This is a genomic window from Thiospirochaeta perfilievii (genome assembly GCF_008329945.1).
In the GTDB taxonomy this organism is placed as follows: Bacteria; Spirochaetota; Spirochaetia; order DSM-2461; family DSM-2461; genus Thiospirochaeta; species Thiospirochaeta perfilievii.
Genome location: NZ_CP035807.1, coordinates 1,645,782 through 1,664,556 on the forward strand (window position 1 = coordinate 1,645,782; position 18,775 = coordinate 1,664,556).

General features: G+C 32.0%; 17 protein-coding genes, 1 pseudogene and 1 riboswitch. Of the genes and pseudogenes, 7 read left to right on the forward strand and 11 right to left on the reverse strand.

What is annotated here, in order from left to right; translation table 11 throughout:
* Nucleotide 1: 1 nt before the first annotated feature.
* Nucleotides 2–1,183 carry a NifS family cysteine desulfurase gene (locus EW093_RS07440; protein WP_149567788.1) on the reverse strand — a complete coding sequence of 394 codons (1,182 nt, stop codon included), beginning with the start codon at nt 1,181–1,183 and terminating at the stop codon, nt 2–4.
* 153 nt (nt 1,184–1,336) lie between these two features.
* On the opposite strand from EW093_RS07440, the gene aspS reads away from it, so the two are divergent.
* A complete protein-coding gene (gene aspS, locus EW093_RS07445; protein ID WP_187759895.1) occupies nt 1,337–3,103 on the forward strand; it encodes an aspartate--tRNA ligase in 1,767 nt (588 codons plus the stop codon).
* 153 nt (nt 3,104–3,256) lie between these two features.
* Nucleotides 3,257–4,840 carry an IS1182 family transposase gene (locus EW093_RS07450; RefSeq protein ID WP_149567619.1) on the forward strand — a complete coding sequence of 528 codons (1,584 nt, stop codon included), beginning with the start codon at nt 3,257–3,259 and terminating at the stop codon, nt 4,838–4,840.
* A gap of 197 nt (nt 4,841–5,037) precedes the next feature.
* Here the strand turns inward: EW093_RS07450 and ribH are convergent, their stop codons facing one another.
* From ribH to ribD, 4 genes are read right to left on the reverse strand one after another with little or no spacing between them, the layout of a single operon-like run.
* The gene (gene ribH / locus EW093_RS07455; protein ID WP_149567790.1) at nt 5,038–5,499 is read right to left on the reverse strand and encodes a 6,7-dimethyl-8-ribityllumazine synthase; all 462 of its coding nucleotides are present in this window, start codon (nt 5,497–5,499) and stop codon (nt 5,038–5,040) included.
* A 2-nt stretch (nt 5,500–5,501) separates the two neighbouring features.
* Nucleotides 5,502–6,689, reverse strand: a complete 1,188-nt coding sequence (gene ribB, locus EW093_RS07460; protein WP_149567791.1) for a 3,4-dihydroxy-2-butanone-4-phosphate synthase — start codon at nt 6,687–6,689, stop codon at nt 5,502–5,504.
* A gap of 1 nt (nt 6,690) precedes the next feature.
* Nucleotides 6,691–7,314: a riboflavin synthase gene (locus EW093_RS07465; protein WP_149567792.1), complete on the reverse strand. Its 624-nt coding sequence runs from the start codon at nt 7,312–7,314 to the stop codon at nt 6,691–6,693.
* Nucleotides 7,299–8,384, reverse strand: coding sequence for a bifunctional diaminohydroxyphosphoribosylaminopyrimidine deaminase/5-amino-6-(5-phosphoribosylamino)uracil reductase RibD (gene ribD / locus EW093_RS07470; protein WP_149567793.1), 1,086 nt, complete (start codon nt 8,382–8,384; stop codon nt 7,299–7,301). Before ribD ends, EW093_RS07465 begins: the two co-directional genes overlap by 16 nt.
* A gap of 54 nt (nt 8,385–8,438) precedes the next feature.
* A riboswitch (FMN riboswitch) is annotated at nt 8,439–8,573 on the reverse strand.
* Nucleotides 8,574–8,886: 313 nt separating this feature from the next.
* Between ribD and EW093_RS07475 the strand changes: the two genes are divergently transcribed.
* Genes EW093_RS07475 through EW093_RS07485 form a run of 3 tightly spaced genes read left to right on the forward strand, consistent with a single transcriptional unit; the run spans nt 8,887 to nt 12,007 of the window.
* Nucleotides 8,887–9,837, forward strand: coding sequence for a transcriptional regulator (locus EW093_RS07475; protein ID WP_149567794.1), 951 nt, complete (start codon nt 8,887–8,889; stop codon nt 9,835–9,837).
* Complete coding sequence (locus EW093_RS07480) at nt 9,837–10,475, forward strand: response regulator transcription factor (RefSeq protein WP_149567795.1); 639 nt, start codon at nt 9,837–9,839, stop codon at nt 10,473–10,475. The genes EW093_RS07475 and EW093_RS07480 overlap by 1 nt, the downstream gene beginning before the upstream one ends.
* Nucleotides 10,469–12,007, forward strand: a complete 1,539-nt coding sequence (locus EW093_RS07485) for a sensor histidine kinase (RefSeq protein ID WP_149567796.1) — start codon at nt 10,469–10,471, stop codon at nt 12,005–12,007. The genes EW093_RS07480 and EW093_RS07485 overlap by 7 nt, the downstream gene beginning before the upstream one ends.
* Here the strand turns inward: EW093_RS07485 and EW093_RS07490 are convergent.
* Nucleotides 11,983–13,083 (reverse strand): hypothetical protein, encoded by a 1,101-nt coding sequence (locus EW093_RS07490; RefSeq protein WP_149567797.1) that lies wholly within the window; start codon nt 13,081–13,083, stop codon nt 11,983–11,985. The genes EW093_RS07485 and EW093_RS07490 overlap by 25 nt on opposite strands.
* A gap of 110 nt (nt 13,084–13,193) precedes the next feature.
* Between EW093_RS07490 and EW093_RS07495 the strand changes: the two genes are divergently transcribed.
* The gene (locus EW093_RS07495) at nt 13,194–13,475 is read left to right on the forward strand and encodes a hypothetical protein (protein ID WP_149567798.1); all 282 of its coding nucleotides are present in this window, start codon (nt 13,194–13,196) and stop codon (nt 13,473–13,475) included.
* Nucleotides 13,476–13,621: 146 nt separating this feature from the next.
* Here the strand turns inward: EW093_RS07495 and EW093_RS07500 are convergent, their stop codons facing one another.
* A complete protein-coding gene (locus EW093_RS07500; protein ID WP_149567799.1) occupies nt 13,622–13,900 on the reverse strand; it encodes a type II toxin-antitoxin system RelE/ParE family toxin in 279 nt (92 codons plus the stop codon).
* A complete protein-coding gene (locus EW093_RS07505) occupies nt 13,893–14,150 on the reverse strand; it encodes a type II toxin-antitoxin system Phd/YefM family antitoxin (protein WP_149567800.1) in 258 nt (85 codons plus the stop codon). Before EW093_RS07505 ends, EW093_RS07500 begins: the two co-directional genes overlap by 8 nt.
* A 138-nt stretch (nt 14,151–14,288) precedes the next feature.
* Between EW093_RS07505 and EW093_RS07510 the strand changes: the two are divergent.
* Nucleotides 14,289–14,906: pseudogene (locus EW093_RS07510) on the forward strand (IS91 family transposase); the annotation flags it as partial.
* Nucleotides 14,907–15,296: 390 nt separating this feature from the next.
* Here the strand turns inward: EW093_RS07510 and EW093_RS07515 are convergent.
* The 3 genes from EW093_RS07515 to EW093_RS07525 all read right to left on the reverse strand — a co-directional run bounded on the left by EW093_RS07515 (nt 15,297) and on the right by EW093_RS07525 (nt 18,552).
* A complete protein-coding gene (locus EW093_RS07515; RefSeq protein ID WP_149567802.1) occupies nt 15,297–15,902 on the reverse strand; it encodes a hypothetical protein in 606 nt (201 codons plus the stop codon).
* A complete protein-coding gene (locus EW093_RS07520; RefSeq protein ID WP_149567803.1) occupies nt 15,895–16,077 on the reverse strand; it encodes a hypothetical protein in 183 nt (60 codons plus the stop codon). Before EW093_RS07520 ends, EW093_RS07515 begins: the two co-directional genes overlap by 8 nt.
* 63 nt (nt 16,078–16,140) lie before the next feature.
* A complete protein-coding gene (locus EW093_RS07525) occupies nt 16,141–18,552 on the reverse strand; it encodes a TOTE conflict system archaeo-eukaryotic primase domain-containing protein (RefSeq protein ID WP_149567804.1) in 2,412 nt (803 codons plus the stop codon).
* Nucleotides 18,553–18,775: the final 223 nt, after the last annotated feature.

Consider the following 18,775-nt stretch of genomic DNA (forward strand, 5'->3'; position numbering starts at 1 on the left):
ATTATTCTCCTTTTACGTAGGTAGATGAAATCTCCCTTAATCTCTTAACACTTTTTTTAACAACCTCGATAACTCGGTCGATCTCGTCCTCTGTATTAAATCTAGATAGACTAAATCTTACTCCGGTATGGGCTAAATCTGCATCTATACTCATTGCAACAAATGTAGGGTCAGCTTCTAAATCCTCACTGGAGCAGGCACTGCCAGTAGAAGCGGCAATTCCATTTTGGTTTAGATCCCACAAAAAGGACTCTCCTTCAATACCTTTAAAACTAGCAAGGATTGTATTTGGAGTTCTATAATTTCTATCACCTATAACAATTGTATCGTCTAGGGAATTTATAACATCTTCTAATCTATCTCTTAAACTTCTAACAAATTTGTTTTCATACTCTAGTGCTTCTGTTGAAGTAGCTAACTCCATAGCATATCCCATTGCAACCATTCCTGGAACATTAACAGTTCCAGCACGTTTACCTGCCATTTGCTCCCCACCATGGAATAGAGGTGTAAGCTCTAGGTTTTCTCTTATATATAAGCCTCCAACACCCTTAGGTCCATGGAATTTATGGGCACTAAAAGTTAAAAAGTCGACTTCTGTATCTTGAACATCTACCTTTACCTTCCCAATAGCTTGCACAGCGTCGGTATGGAAAAGAGCACCATTCTCATGGGCGATTTTAGCCAACTCTTTAACAGGGTTAATAAGGCCTGTTTCATTATTTGCCCACATTATAGAGACTAAAGCTGTCTCATCCTTAATTATAGCTTCTTTTAAAGAGTCTGGTGTAATTAAACCTTCAGGGGATACTGGAAGTCTAGTTACCTTTGTCCCTAAAGATTCTAAAAAGTTTATTGTATGGGACACTGCAGGGTGTTCTATTTGGGATGTAATTATATGTTTTTTATCGCTATTTTGGATAAAGTCAAAATAAATACCCTTTAAAACAGTATTATTACCCTCTGTAGCGCAGGAATTTATTATTATATCGGACTCATCAGATGCATTAATACCGGCATATAACTGATCTAGAGCCTTTATCATATCTTTGTGAACCTCTGTTCCAAAAGAGTGGAGGGAGTTAGGGTTTCCAAATTTATCCTTTAAAAATGGCTCCATAACCTTGAAAACTTCTGGATCTATCATTGTTGTAGCATTATTATCGAGATAAATTCTCTCCATATCTACTCCTTACATATCTAATTCGGACTAATTTAGTCCTATTTAATTTTCTATATTTTAATAATAATAATAAAAAGAGCATTGGGCAACTACCTTATATTTTAAATAGTTAACAAAGTGAAATAAAAATGATATTCTCTACTTATGAAAGATATGCAGAGAACCGTAACATGCGGTGAACTTAGAAAAGAGTATGATGGAAAAGAGATTATATTAAACGGATGGGTTCATAAAAATAGAAACCATGGTGGAGTACACTTTATAAATCTTAGGGATAAATATGGTATTACTCAGGTTGTTATTGATGAGGATGCAACTCAAGACCTTATAGATATTGCGTCGGATCTTAAGTTTGAATACTGTGTTGCCATAAGAGGAACTGTTAGAAAAAGACCAGAATCTATGGTTAATCCAGATATGAAAACTGGAGAAATTGAAGTTTCTGCAAAAGAGATTAGCATTTTAAACAAGTGTGAAACCCTACCTTTTATGATAGAAGATGAATCTAAAGCAAATGAAACACTACGTTTAAAATATAGATACCTGGATTTAAGATCTACAGGAATGCAAAACAGAATAAAATTAAGAAGTGATGTAGCCTATGCAACTAGAGAGTTTTTAAATGGCCAAGGGTTTATGGAAATTGAGACCCCAACACTTATTAAAGCAACTCCCGAGGGAGCTAGAGACTTTTTAGTACCTTCCAGGGTTCACCCAGGAAAGTTTTTTGCCCTACCACAATCACCACAACTATATAAGCAGATATTAATGGTATCGAACTTTGATAAATACTTCCAAGTAGCAAGATGTTATAGGGATGAGGATGCAAGGGGGGATAGACAACTTGAATTTACTCAGATTGATATTGAGCAAAGTTTTGTATCTGCTGATGATATATTTAAGATGACTGAGGGATTAATGTCCCATATATTCAAAAAAACTATGGATATTACACTCCCTGAAACATTCCAAAGATTAAGTTATATGGATGCAATGAATACCTACGGTAGTGATAAACCTGAACTACGTTTTGATATGAAGCTCCAAGACTTCTCACAATTTGTTCCTGGATCTGATTTTGGAGTATTTAAATCTGTATTAGAGAGTGACGGAGCAGTAAGAGCTATTGTTGTTGAGGGTGTTGCACCTGATTATTCTAGAAAAAAAATTACAGAGTTAGAAGAGATTGCAAAGCAGTACGGAGCTAAAGGTCTTGCCTGGATGAAGGTTAAGACAGACTCTTTTGATGGAGGTGTTTCTAAATTTTACAACAATCAATATAAGGAGATCACTGAAGGTTTAGGAGCCAAGGAAAATGACCTTATCCTGCTTATGGGAGCTGACTGGAAAACTTCAGTAACTTCATTAGGTGCGGTTAGAAAGAAGTTAGGAGATGACTTAAACCTTTTTGATCCTAAATCATTCCACTTCTGTTGGATTGTAGACTTTCCACTTTTTGAAAAGAATGAGGCTGGGGAATGGGAAGCTTGTCACCACCTATTTAGTATGCCTCAGGACCAATATTTAGATTCAATGGAAGAGAATCCAGGGGAAGTAAAAGGAGACCTTTACGACCTTGTATTAAATGGTTACGAGTTAGCTTCGGGTTCTATTAGGGTTCATGATCCTGAAATACAAAAGAGAATTTTCTCTATTGTTGGTATAAAAGAGGAAGAGGCTATGGAAAAATTTGGCTTCCTATTAGAGTCATTTAAATTTGGTGCTCCTCCCCATGGTGGTATTGCCCCTGGTTTAGACCGTCTAGTAATGATTATGGCTGGAGAGGACTCTATTAGAGAGGTGATTCCATTTCCTAAAAATGCCATGGCAATGTCTCCTATGGACAACTCCCCTGCGGAAGTTGAACCAGAACAGATAGAAGAGTTATCACTTAAAATAATTCTTCCAAAGGAAGATTAAATAAAAAAGGGGCTGTTGCAAAAGTCATTATGACTTTCAACAGCCTTTTTTTATTTATAAACGTGATTTTCAGTAGTTTTCAAAATAAAAGGGACCACAAAGTAGTCCCAACGTGCTAAAATTTGGTTGTTGACATCAAAAAGGAGCACGTAAATGTATATTACAGACTTTTCCAATCATAAACAATCATATTTAGACTTAAATATTTCTATTCCATTAAAAGTAACAGATCATGAAGCGGCACTAATGCTTATGTTACAGGGTCTAGATTATAGTAAATTTGAAAAACCTAAGAAAAAGTCTGGACGACCTCCTGCTGTGGATAGTTATACAATGATGCTGATACTTCTATATGCTCGAACACAGGGAAAGTATAGCTCTCGTGATACCGAGAAGTTATGCAAGAGAGATCTCTTTCTATTAAAAGTTCTTGATGGTAAAAAAGCTCCTGACCATTCAACCATAGATAGATTCATACAACAGCACTCAGATGCAATAGACAACCTTTTTTATCAGCAAATTAATCGTCTCGGATCTTTGGGAGAATTAACAAAAAATATAGTTTTCCAAGATGGAACCAAAATTGAGTCCAAAGCTAACAGATATACATTTATTTGGAAAAAATCTATTAAAAAGAACCTTCCTAAACTAATAAATCATATAGAAGAAATAATACATGAATCTGTAAACTTATATCCAATAGAATTAGAGAATAGTTCTCCCGAAGATGCTCTAAAAAGTATAATAGAGTATTTAATGGGAACTACTGATAACCTGAAGCCAAATAAAACAGGACGTGGTCATCGGATTACAGCGGAACAGAGAATATTTAGAGATACTAACATATATTTAAAGAAATTAGAGGATTATAAGAGTCAACTAGATGCTATGCCCGAGCGAAATAGTATGAGTAAAACTGATCCCGATGCTACTTTTATGAGGATGAAAGAGGACCATATGCGGAATGGACAATTGAAACCTGCATATAATCTTCAGGTTCTAGTTGATGGAGGTTATATTGTTGGAAACTACGCTAGTTCAGACAGAACTGATTATGCAACAATGATTCCAGCTATCGACCACATGCATGAAAGAATAGATTGGAAGTATAAAAAATATTGTGCTGATAGTGGGTATGATTGTCAGCACAACCATGAGGCATTGGAAAAAAGGGACATTGAGTCATATATAAAGCCAATGAAATATGAACACTCAAAAAAGAGGAAAGTAAAATCAGACATTGGGCTAAAGGATAATATGACCTATGATAAGGACAATGATTGTTTCATCTGTTCTAGAGGTAAAAAGTTAGTTCTAAAACATCTGAAAGTTAAGAAGGATAAGTATGGTAATGAGCAAGTTACGCATGTATACAGATGTAAACGAGGGTGTAAAAGTTGCCTTGTAAAATCTGCCTGTATGAAAAAAAGTAAAGCAAAATATAAACAGGTACAGATAAATCATACTCTTGCAGAGTTTCAGAGAAAATCTACTGAAAGGATTTCTAGTCCCTTAGGTAAAGAGATAAGGGTTAACAGAAGTATTCAAGCTGAAGGAGCTTTTGCACAGATAAAAAATAACTGGTCATTTAAAAGGTTCTTAAGAAAAGGGATTAAAGGTATACATACAGATTGGAATCTGATGTGTATGTCTATGAATATTATTCACTTGGGTTATAGACTAGCAAGAAATGAACTTGGTATCCCATTTTACCATACCCTTGAAAATTCCGCTTAGACTTTAGAGTTGATAACTATTATAAGTCGTCTCATTTTATTTGGTATTACAATCTAACTTTAAATTAAAAAGCTGTTAGAAGAGGATTTTCTTCCGTTTTTATACAATTTTTATCATAATTTATATTCTTTATGTTTATAAACAAAAAAGACTGTTACAAAATATTACTTTTGCAACAGCCCCTTTTTTTATTTAGTTTAAAGATTTTTTATTAAGTTTATCATCTCAATAACACCTAGGGCAGAATCAAATCCCTTATTCCCACCCTTTGTCCCTGCCCTCTCTATAGCTTGTTCAATACTATCTGTAGTTAATATTCCAAACATAACAGGGATATCACTATTTAGGCTAACATGGGATATCCCTTTTACAGCCTCATTACAAACATAGTCATAATGGGAGGTATCCCCTCTAATAACCGCTCCTAAACATATAATCCCATCATACTTTTTAGTTTTGGCCATTTTTTGTGTAATTAATGGAATTTCAAAGGCTCCGGGGACTCTAACAACATCAATATTATCTTTACTTCCTCCATGGCGAGTAATACAGTCTACTGCCCCCTCTAATAACCTCTCGGTAATAAAACTGTTAAACCTTGCTACAACAACTCCTATTTTTAACTCTTTTGCACTTAAATCGCCTCTTATCTCTCTCACTGTTATCCCCTATTTGATAGAAGGTGTCCCATTCTATCTTTTTTTGTTTCTAAATATCTTTTATTACTAATACAGGTCTCTCCCTCTATAGGGATTCTACTAACAACATTGATTCCTGTATCTTCTAAACCTGTTACCTTTAGAGGGTTATTTGTCAGTAGATTAACCTCTAAAATACCTCTCTCTTTTAAAAGTGATGAGACCATAGAGTACTCCCTCTCATCCTCCTTAAAACCAAGTACTAAGTTGGCATCTAAGGTATCTAACCCTTTATCCTGTAGGTTATAGGCCCTTAATTTATTTATAAGACCAATCCCTCGCCCCTCTTGTCGTAGGTAAATAATAGCTCCCCCTCTCTCTCCAATATACTTTAAAGAGAGATCTAACTGATCTCCACAATCACACCTTTTAGAACCTAAAAGATCCCCTGTTAAACACTCGGAGTGGATTCTAAGGTTTAGTGGGTTTTCCATCTTATCTTGATAGATTAATAGGTGGGGCATAGATTCATTTTTTTTATTATCTAAACTCTCTAAATAGAAGGAGCCATACTTAGTAGGGATAAGAATAGGCTTTTTTTCATAGAGAAACCTCTTATACTCTTTTAATTCTTTAATTGTTAATCTCTTTAAATTATATTTTAGCTCAAACTCATCAAGATCATTTCCCCTTGCCATAGTTCCGTCATCATTTATAATTTCACATATTACGCCACAGGGTTTTAATCCAGAGAGAAGACAAAGATCAATTGCTGCCTCTGTATGCCCTTCCCGCTCTAAAACTCCCTGCTTTTTGGCTATTAATGGGAATATATGCCCAGGATGATGAAAATCTTCTTTTTTTGATTCAGGGTTACTTAAAGCTTTAATGGTTTTTGCCCTATCACTTGAGGAGATTCCAGTTGTTGTTCCCTCTTTAACATCGCAAGAGACAGTAAATGCAGTACCCTGTTTATCCTCTTGATTACTCATTCTTTTAAGACCAAGGCGTTTAGAGTATTCCAAACTTATAGGAGCACATATTAACCCTCTAGCCTTAGTAGCCATAAAGGTTATATCATCCGGAGTGATTAACTCCCCAGCCATAACCAGGTCACCCTCATTCTCCCTGTCTTCGTTGTCTGTAACAATAATCATATTACCTTTTTTAAAATCTTCTAAGATTTCTATAACTTCTTTAAACCTATCCACTTTAAAACCCCCAACTTATTAACTTCTCTTTTGTTAAACCTTGAACCTCATTTTTAATTACAGACTTAACAAGCATATCCGGCTCAATATTAACAACTCGTCCAACCCTAAAACTTCCCACAGTAGACTCTGTTTTTGTGTGGGGTATAATATTAATTACTATCTCATCTTTAATAATATCTGCCACAGTAAGGCTTAACCCATCGACAGTTATAGAACCCTCTTTTATTATGTTATCTCTAATATCTTTAGGGAGTTTTATCCTTAAGTACATATTATCTTTTTGTTTTTTTATTGATGAAATAGTACCGACTCCCTGAATATGTCCTTGAACAAAATGACCACCAAATGGCCTATTAAGGGTTATAGCCCTCTCTAGGTTAACACTATCCCCTTTTTTTAATAGATTAAGATTTGTTTTAAGAAGAGTTTGCTCAAGAACATCAACTATAAAACTAGATTTATTTAATGATGTTACTGTTTGGCAAACACCATTTATTGCAATTGAATCACCTAAAACAGTGTTCTCTAATACTGTTTGACACTCAATAACAACTACCCTACTTCTATAACCATGTTTAATACTTTTAACTAAACCAATCTCCTCAATTATTCCGGTAAACATAGGACTAACTCCTCCCTATACCCATTAAAAACAGTGTGATTCTCAATAATATCCATATCTATATGTTTAAAATTAATAGCCTTTGAAGGGGTTTCAATATTTAGATCACCAATAGGTGACATCCCATCCCCTAATATTTTAGGAGCAATATAAATAGTAATCCTGTCCCAGATCTCATCTCTAATAAATTGGGTTAAAAGCTCCCTCCCTCCCTCAACAAAAAGAGAGTTTATACCTAACTCTTTTAAAGAAGTAAGAATCTGATTTAGTTGGAACTTCCTTCCAGGAAGAAGAATATACTCTCCTTTTCTATCTTTCCTATCCACTTCTAAAGTATCCTGGGAACAAAATATTACTGGATTCCTTTTAAATACATTTAACTTAGGAGATAATTTAAGAAGAGGGTCTATAACTATAGGCCTAGGAGATGGAGTATAACCATACCGGGTATTTAAAACTGGATTATCCAACTCGTATGTAGTTCTTCCAACCAGGATTCCATCGTATTTAGATCTTAGATAATGGGTATTAGCCCTACAAGTCTGGCTACTTATCCACTTAGACTTACCACTATTTGCTGCAATTTTCCCATCTAATGTTTGGGCCCATTTAAGGTGGACATAGGGCCTTCCCTTCTCCATTAAAGAGTTATACCCCATATTAATCTCTAAGGCCTCTTTTTCCAGAACTCCAACAATAACATCTATCCCTGCTTCTTTAAGCCGAGCTACCCCCTTTCCTGAAACCATGGGGTTTGGATCGATCTGACCTATAACAACCCTAGATATCCCACTGGAAATTATTCTGTCGCAACATGGGGGATTTTTTTTTCCTAAATAAAGAGAAGAGCATGGTTCTAGATTACAATAAAGAGTTGCACCATTAAGGGGTACAGAACAGGAGTCAATTGCATTAATCTCGGCGTGTTTTCCACCATGTTTTTCATGGTACCCCTGACTAATAATTTTTTTATTTTTTACAATAAGTGCACCAACAAGAGGGTTTGGCGCTACCCTACCTTTTCCACCTAGGGCGATATCTAACGCCCTTTTCATAAAATATTTATCCAAATAGGATCTCCTAAATTATAAGGGCGTGACAAAAAAAAGATAAATTTAGTTTTTAGCTATTTTCTTCCATCCGGACTATACCGTTGGTCTTGGAATTTCACCAAGTCAGTCCGAATGTAAACAAACGGAGTCGTGGACTATAACCACCAGTTGGGAATTGCTTTCGCTCACCCTACCCTGAAAATTAAGCTCATATTATCTAAAAAACTATTTAATTGTCAAGAAAAATATTTTTACAAGTTAATACTTATCCAAACAGGAAGGAGAATATGTTTAAATTTAATATCCTCATAATTCCAGTTATTTGAGTTATCGAATTAATTTCTTTAGAGTGGGTATAGGATTCAATAAGTGAACAGGTTCTAATATATTCTATAAAGATAGAGCATTCTACGCTTCCCGCCATAATTAAAATAGTGGTAAAATATATTATAAAATATTATAAAGAGATGTGATCCCAGACTTAATGCCTCATCTTACGTTTTATCAGTATTTCTCCGTAATGTTTTTAACAACACTACTAGTTTTATTAAGTTTTTTTTGTAGTTTTAACTTTTACTTTTCAGATAATAAAAGAGATTTTTTATTAATATGTGTTCCTTCTGTTATGCAACTTTTTACCCTTGTTATTATTGAAGTATCCAACTCGAACATTATTAATAGCTATACTATTATAATTTTTAAGTTATTATTAATAATATCCTTACTGTTAAATATATGGAAAAAAAAGAGATTGATTTTTATCTCATATATACTACCTTTTTCCCTCTCGTTTTTTCATCATTATGGAACAATATACTCTTTAATATTGCCATTAGTTTTGATCTACCTGAATCTAAAAAGTGATAGAGCTGTTATTGTATCAGAGTTAGGTGCACAGAGAATTTTAAATAGTTTAGATGAGGGAGTCCTTATATCTACTAAAGATAGTGTTATTCTAATAAACAACAAAATGAAGGATATATTTGGTCTGAAAACTCTAAATCTTTCAGATATTAGTGAGAAAATATTTAATAATTCCAAAGAAATTTTGGACCTATTAAAATATAAAAAAACTATTGATCTTGTAATCTTTAATGGTCGTGATCACTATCAGATAAACAGTAGTTTTAATAAAAACTCTATTATACTAACTGGGATTAATGTATCTAAGGAAATTAAACTAAGGGATGAGTTAAATAATAATATTAAAGAGCTTGAAGATTTGAGTATAAGGTTGGAGGAGTTATCAAAAGAGAGGGAAAGATCGGGACTTACTAAAGAGAAAGAGCAAGTATATGGATATATTGAAGATCTTATTAATAGAGGTCTTAACAATCTACACTCTGATCTATTACAAATATCAAATGTACCACCAGTTAGTTATGAAGGGATTTTAAGAAGTAGTAGATCTCTTTTATCAGAAATACGTGAAATTGTTAAAAATTGGAGATTATTTAGGGGAGAGGAATAATGAATATTGTTATAGCAGAAGACCAAACACTATTGAGGGATAGTTTAAAAGTATATCTAGAGGGAAATAAAGATTTTAGTGTTATTGGGACAGTTTCAAATGGTGAGCAAGCAATTGAAATATGCGATAGATTAGATATCGATATAATAATTATGGATGTTAAAATGCCAAAACTAAATGGAATCGAGGCTACTAAACAGATAAAAAAACTCTATCCACATATTAAAATTCTAATATTAACACTGTATGAATCTGAAACTGATATTTTAGAGGCTATTGAGGTTGGTGCTAACGGATACCTACTAAAGGATATAGAACCAGAAGCTCTGATCTCTGCTCTAAAAACGATTAGTTTTGGTATAACTATATTTAAATATGGAGCATTAACCCCACTATTAAACCTAGTTTCTCCTTTAAAAGGTGATAATGATATTGTTGTAGAAGATTTTTCTAATAGCGAAATAGAAGTTATTAAACTAATATGTCAAGGTCTAAAAAACTTAGAGATAGCAGATGAATTAGGTCTTTCATTAGCTACAATTAAAAATAGGGTGGGATCAATTTTATCCAAGACAAACCTAAACGATAGGACACAGATTGTTATTTATGCTGTTAAAAATGGTCTTTTAAATTGTTAGATCTACCTCCCTATGAACGTCTATTTATATTTGCATTAATTCCTGTACATCTACTCTCTCTACTATTAGCTATAGCTTTTTTAGTTTTAGTTCTTATTAGAGCTAAAGATGGGGATATTAAGAGGAGTTTTATACTCTTTCATTCTTTAATTATTATCTGGTTAATTGGTAAAATATCTAAAACAGTGGCCCCCACACTACCTTTGAGATGGTGGAGTAATGTATTTTACTATATTGGAATATTACCTTTAGGAGCATCTCTTTTTATTTTTTCCCGATCAATATTAGGTCGTGGAATAAAAAAATGGTATCTGTTTTATATCCCTGCAATCTTATTTTTTATAGTATTAGTTACAAACCCTATACACTATCAATTCTATAAAAAATATACATTTGCAACAGATAGGTTTGGTTCGTTGTTTTATATTCATTTTATCATCACCTATATATTTTCATTAATTGGAATTATTAACTTATTTGTAGTTGGAATAAGGGAAAGAAAAGAGTTTAAGAAGTCTATTTCGTTAATTATTGGAGCATCTATACCTCTTATAGTTAATATGAATTATATATTAGACGTGTATAATCCCATGTATGATATAACCCCTATAGCATATAATATATCACTAATTATTCTGGGATTTGCTGCCTTCAAACATGATTTTTTTGATTTTATACCCCAAGCTTTAGCAAAGTCATTAAACTCTCTACCAGGAAGTATCGAGTTAAATAATTGTAAGTATGGTCGGGATGATATTGCCGAAAACAAATTGTCCATTGTAAAAAAATATAGATTAGAAAAAGAAGATATCATTATAAAAAGAGTTGTCTCAATTGAGGACATTATTAACAAACAGAATGAGTTACACTCTATTATTTCTAAAAAAAAGTTAGCCTTAGAAGTGATAGAGAAAGAGAGAGAAGAGAAACTAAAGGGATTAATTTTTAAAGAACGATTAAGGCTCTCTGGAGAAATACATGATATTTTAGGATACTCTGTTAGTTCTATTATTTCACTTTTAGAGATTGCTCGTATTAAGAATCTAAGTGGTGAAAAATATAAAAAACATATGCAACAGATATTATCTCTATCAGATGAGGGAGTTCGAAAACTAAAAAAATCTTTAATTGTAAATATCAAAAATAGCTGGAAAAAAGAGTTTCAGAAATTACTTTGGGAGATTGAAGATCACGGTTTAAAGGTTACTAAACATATGGAACAATATAATAGTAACCAATTATATCAACTTTTATATAAAATATTGAGGGAGGCTTTTACCAATATTTTAAAGTATTCAAAAGCTGATGAAATAACTATTATATTAACAAAGTTGGATGATTTTTATCTTTTCAACATAATTGATAATGGTATCGGTTGTAAATCTATAACTCCTGGAACCGGAATGAATAATATGAAGCAGAGAGCAAAAAACAGTAACAGTACTATTGTATTTAATAGTACTGTTGATGCTGGTTTTTTTATATCCCTGAAGATACCGATAAAAAACTATATAGATGAGTTTTCTGAGTAGTATGCACCCGTTACATTTTCTCGGTAAGGAGATGATGAGCTTGTACCATTTTTAATCCCTTTCCAATAGTAAGAAGAGTCTATTACAGAGGTCCCATCATAATTTGTATCCATACTTATCGTAATAGCTCCACCATCTGTTATTATTAGATCAGATCCCGTCTCTATATATATAGTAGTGCCTGACCCAACAACAAATTTAGCTCCATTAGCTATTGTTAATATTGCATTATTGTTAATTTCTGTAGGAGCTATTGTGTAATATGGCACTTCGGTTTCGGAGAAGCTTACACTTCTGTCTATTGTAATAGTACCAAATGAGTAGAGTGATATTCGCTGGTATTGATTTGTGGTAATACCATCTTCTTTTGTAAATGTATTTGTATTCCCTATATCAAATGTTCCATCTAACATCATAGGGTATGTATTACTATATAGCCTATTATTGTCTACTACTGATTCCGTTGAAGTATTATATTTTATCGAGATCCCTGTGTTATTTTCTCTAAAAATAGAGTTAGTAATTGTTATCTTATAAGGATCACTATTGGATGATTGCTTTATAGCTTCATCTGCATATTCAAATGTACAGTAATTAAATAGGTTATCCGTTGTATCGATACTTATGTCTTCCCAAACTCCCTTGTATTGATCATATGAGTGACCATCTGTATCCCCACCTAAATCACTATATGTAGAAGTAAATGTTATCCGTTTATCTGAAGTTCCATCTGCTATAATTTTACCCGTTTCTGAAGTTCTAAATGTAACATCCCTACCAATTTTAATGATTACACCTGGTTCGATGGTTAGAATTGCTTCTACATCTAGGTCACGTGAAATAATATAGATATTACCTTCTTCCCATGTTTCATCTGAGGTTATAGTTCCTACTTTTGTTATTGTAGGCAATGTTGTTGTACTCTCTTGGTTCTCTTCATCTGATTCCCCGTTTTCAGTTTGGGTATCGTTTTCAGTGGTTGTGGATAAACTATTATCCTCCACAGGATTATCACCTATTTCGCACGAAAAAATAAAAATAAAACTTACAAATAATAATAATACATTTTTTAACATAACTTTCTCCTATTTATTTTTTTATATTAAATCATCCTATTTTTTTCTAGATTCTTTTGGTTACTCTATTCTAGCCAAAAGATTAATTTACTTTAGGTAGATGGGTTTATTTGAAAGTTTTCTCTTATAAAGGAAGGGTAAATTTTGTAGATGGCTACAATACGTCTCATAGACATTCAGGAATAAATTTTATAACACCACATGAAATGAGAAGTGGAAAATATATAAGCATAGCAAAAAATAGAAACAACGTAATGTTACAAGCCAAGGATAAAAACCCAAGCAGATGGAGTAATAATGTAAAGCAATTACCAATTAGACATGTGGTATATTTAAATCCTACAGCTGATACTAGGATTACTATGAATAAAAAAATTAAGGTTGCAGTTTAAGAAAATTAAAGATAACCCTTCAACTATGTTGACATATACCGATACGTATTTGTTCTAGACTGATATTCCCTTTATTAATTTTCCTTTGTTTATATTATTACAGTAGCAGACAATAGTCTTATCATTTTTTATTTCCAAGTTCTTCATTATTTACCATATACCTCGTTATGTGTTCCTACGTTGACTAGCGTTATTGCATCATCTGTTATTAACAGTTCAAGAGTAATTCTATAACTTATATTTATTGAAACACTATGTAAATCAGATAGATTCCCTTGTAGCTGATGAAGTTTTAGAGATGGATGACTAGGATTTATTTCTAATATCTGTAAAGTTTTCTTATATTGAGATTTCATTTCTGGATGTTTTTTTAAGAATTTCTTTGCCCTCTTTTCGTAACTATTGGTAAATATTAGTTTAGGCATTTTCAATTCTTCTTAAATGTTCATCTATTGTACCAGTTTTAAAATTATTATTTTTGATATCATTCTGTGATTCAATTAATGCTGCTTCCAATTCACATTCTCTTAAATGATTATATTCATCCATGGGTAAAACAACATATTTACTTTTACCTCTAACGGTTATAACTGCTTCATTTTGTTCTGAAGTTATTTGATCTAAGATAGATACACCTTTAACCTTAAGATCATTAGCTGTGATACTATTCAACATTTTTACACCTCTACTTAATAGTACTATTAAGAATACTATTTATCAATTAGAATTACCTTCATAAATTGAATAATATAAAATTTATTATCCGAACCTGAGATTAAATCCTGAATTGAGATAATTAATAACCTTTAGCACCATTTCTTTGTCCCAGGTGGTGCTTTGAATATAAAAAAACAGAGTTGGATAAGTTCATCAAAGGACTTTTTTCTACCTATATTTCAGTTATCAAAGTTATGTAAGGATAGATTTAAAACTCTTATGAAGAATAAAGGATTACTTCATCAAATACCTCATGTAGTGTGGGAACGTGGTTGGAATGTTAATATCCAATCTGTTGGATCTGGAAGGAACACCATAAAATACCTATCAAGATATGTTTTTAAAGTAGCTATTTCTGATTACAGGATTCTTAAAGTCCAAAATAGAAGAGTCTATTTTAAGTTTAGAAGTAAAAAAACTGGGCAAGTTGTTACTACTTCTTTGGAAGTCTTAGATTTTATTAAAAGGTATCTACTTCATGTATTACCTTCAGGTTTCATGAAAATTCGATATTTTGGTTTTATGCATACATCATTTAATATGGAGTATAAGGACATTAGATTAATTATCGATGGCTTAGTTGCAGTACTTAATAAACCCGTAAAACCCATTATTCAGAAGGTTTTTATATCCTGTTCAGCATGTGGTAAAGAGATGAAATTTATGTTTTCTATACTTCCAAATAATATAAGAATTAGGGGGTCATCTGGATGAAAATATATAAAAATTACATCTCCAAAAATAGGAACTATCCATGTTTCACAAGTGAGGTATATTTTAATGTTTTTACGGAGTTAAATAATTGGGGAAATAACAAAAAAGATGGATTTTCTGATGTGAAATCGTTCTCTCTTGGGTTCTTAAAGTTGAGTATAAAAATAATCTCGAGTATTTTATGTTATAAAATCCTCTTTAGAATGTAGCGATTATTTATCAATACCCTATATGGAATACTCTTTCGTTGGCTTACAGGAACATTGGATTGAAATCGACGATAAAGACCATAGAAGAGTCTCTTTTAACTGAAGATCACCTGATGTTTGGCCTTTATAGTCGAATCAATCCTTAGGGTTAAATATCGTTCTTAATGAAATTAGTTAAGATTTATGAGGTTGGGAATTCAACTTTATCTCGTGGTAAAAATATTCCTTTTATACAGTTTGGGTTTAGAACCGCGATCTGAATATGATTTTGACTTTTAAAACCAGCATTTGGGTAAAGTTCTTCTCCCTCCCAAAATGCAGCTCTAACAGTATCAAAAAATACGCCTTCATTTTTTGCAAGTTCATGAGCCCATCTTATAACAGCACAGTCTAACTCTCTTTTCTTAAAATCGAAGTCATTTTTACCGAAACCAGAATTTTTAGGTAACTCTTTACCTTCTATAACAAGTGTATCCTTCAAATCATTGAAAGCCATCTTTATAAAATCTAGGTACTGCTGATCTAATAAATCTAAACAGTTTCCTAAATCAATAAGAGCACCTAATACAAATGGTTCTTTTATTTTAGAATCTTTTCTTTTACTATCTTCAATGGCATACTGTTTAGCTCTAGGATAATTATTTTCCCAAAAGTATGTACCATTACCTAACCAATCATATTTATTTGAGCTCAGTTTAAATTCTGTTTTTTGATTAAGTATTTCAAAAGCGACATCTTTATCTATACCATGAAATCCATATATAAAAGATGGTTTAGTATTATACATTAATTGAATGCTTTAATTTTCTATCTTTCTCAACAGTTTCTGAAGAAAAAAAGCTTGAGGAGTAATAGCCTTCAGAATCAATTATATGAGCATTTTTTAAAAGTGTAACACACTCTGTATGAGTTCTTTTTTTAGAAGATTCTTTAATTTTTTCTGTAAGTTCTTGAATACCCATAGTTAACCTCTAATACAAATATACCCATATATGAATAATAACGCAACAATCTATAATATAAATTTACTTCAATAAATCATTTTCATAATTAACATCTTTAAAATTATATCCAATCAGCTTATATCCAGCTTTTCTTTTATTGTACATTCTATTCAGCATTGGTATATTTTGATCAACATAGTCATAAATTTGAACTTCTTTCTTATTGTGATGAGACCTATGAAGTCTCCCCGCATACTGCGTTAGAGTTCCTTTCCAGGAGATTGGCATTGCTAATAATAATGTATCTAATTTAGGATCATCAAAACCTTCTCCAATATATTTACCTGTAGCAATTATCAATCGTGAATTATTGTCCTCACTATTTATTTGATCTAAAGCCTTTTTTTGCTTCTTTTTACCCATTCCTCCAAAGAGTGTTATAACATTACCGATATTTTTTATTGCCAAATCATGTAAAATTAGTACATGTTCTCTTCTTTCTGTTAAAATTATGGGTGTAGCTCCATTTTTAATTAAATGTACGGCATCATTTATTATAATTTCATTTCTTTTGTTATTTGAAACTAACTCTTTACATATTTGGTTAAATTTAAGCATTTCATTATTTTCAATAGAATCAGGAAGATTAAAATTAGTATATCTAGTAATAACATTATGAATGTAAGAACTTTTTGATATTTCAGACTTAGAATCTACCTTGAAGCGAACAGGTCCTAAATTCATCGTAATTATAGGTTGTTGCCCATCTTTTCTATTAAGAGTTGCTGTTAACCCTAAAGTATATTTTCCTGTAAAGCTTTTTGCAATCCTTTCAAAACTTGGGGCTGATATATGATGACACTCATCAACAATTAATTGTCCATAATTTTTGATTAATGGATCGACTTTCCCTTTTTTATTTAGGCTTTGTAGTAATGCAATATCTATAATACCAGTAGGTTTGTTATTTCCACCTCCTATTGTACCTACATTAACATCTGTCCCTAGGAAATCATGAATTCTTTGTTTCCATTGATCTTGTAACTGCTTTCTATGTACAAGTATCAAAGTCTTTTGTTTTCTTGAAGCTAAAATATAAAGGGCTACTATTGTTTTTCCAAATGCAGTAGTGGCGGATAGTATGCCTGAATCATATTTTAAGATTTCTTTTACTGCTTTTTTCTGTTTTGGGTATAATTTTCCTAAAAAAATTATATCAATAGGTTTATATGAAAGAAGTTTATCTTCTAAATCATAATTAATATTATTATCATTAAGTAGTTTTAGTAAATCTTCACTACAACCTCTTGGTATACTTATGAAATCTTTATGATTTTCTGCACATGTTATTATTCTCGGAATATTCCATGTAGATAGTCTCATAGCTTGTTTCTTGTAAAATTCTGGATTTTGAAAAGATGCAAGTCTAATAATTTGATTTTGCAATTGAGGTATTAACTCTTTTTTAGATATGAACAACTGATTTCTTAATGTAATCTTAACTATTATACCTGGTGTTTTTATATTAATTTTAGGCTGTTTAAGATCGAAATTCTTTTCCCAAGGAGAGTCATCTAATTCACCTAATATGGGCAATGGGAGACTTATAACATTATTAGGATAGTTTGAAAGTACATTCTCAATATATGTTTTTGTATATTTTTTACATGCTAGAAGAAAATCCCAAGGATCGTTATATGGATTGAGATCGTCATCAATAAATAAAGAATTATTTTGATTTCTTGCTTTCTTTTGTAAAGGTAATGCTATTAAATTCCCAAAACCTCCCTTTGGAAGTTTATCTTGATTGGGAAACATCCTATCATATGAATTAAAACCTAATTCTGGATATTTCTCCATTGTTTTAGTTAAAATTAGTGTTCCCAGTTTTCTACTTACATCGCAAGGAATTGGCTCATCAAAAAAAATCCATAGGTGTGCACCGTTTCCTGATCTTGACCTCTCAAGTGCATAATCTATTCCAATTTCTCTACATGTTTGGACTGTTGCTTTTATATCATTTTCCCATTCTTTTTTATCAAAATCTATTGCTAGGAAATAGCATGTATCATCTTGTAATATGGGATAGATACCAGCTACAAATTCCTTATCCTGGGATTCTCCTGCCTTATGGCCTTTTAAATGATAGTATATTGTTTCTTCACTGAAAATTTCAAAATTTCTATTATTACACTCGGTACACTTTATTTTAGGTTTATTGCATAACCCACTTTTCCATTGATTCGTACATACGGGAGAATAACCAGATTTACCATGCTGGGTTTCAAATCTTCTAGGGTAAACATCTGTTCTTCCTCTGAATAGTGATTGAAAAAGCTTTACTTTTTCCATTGTAGATAAAGATGTTCTAGTTATATTTAATTGCTTTTGAATATTTTTTATTTCTTGTAGTAATATATCTCTTTTTATATTTATTTTATCTAATTCTGCCTGTAATTTATTAAGTTTATTCTGTAAATCAGGTCTTTCCAAAAGTTTTCCTATAAAATGAGTTTATTTTAATTATATCATAAGGTATTAATTTTATCATAGCCAACTTTTAACGTATATTTAACGCCCATTTAACCTGTTTTACGGCCGGAACGAAGTGCAGGTGTTGGCGCATTATTTGCTTTTACTGCAAATAGTGTGAAAACAGTAAAATCTGTTCCAATAGTTTGTTCAAGTAAGCCTTGCAGGCAGCTCTCAACATAAA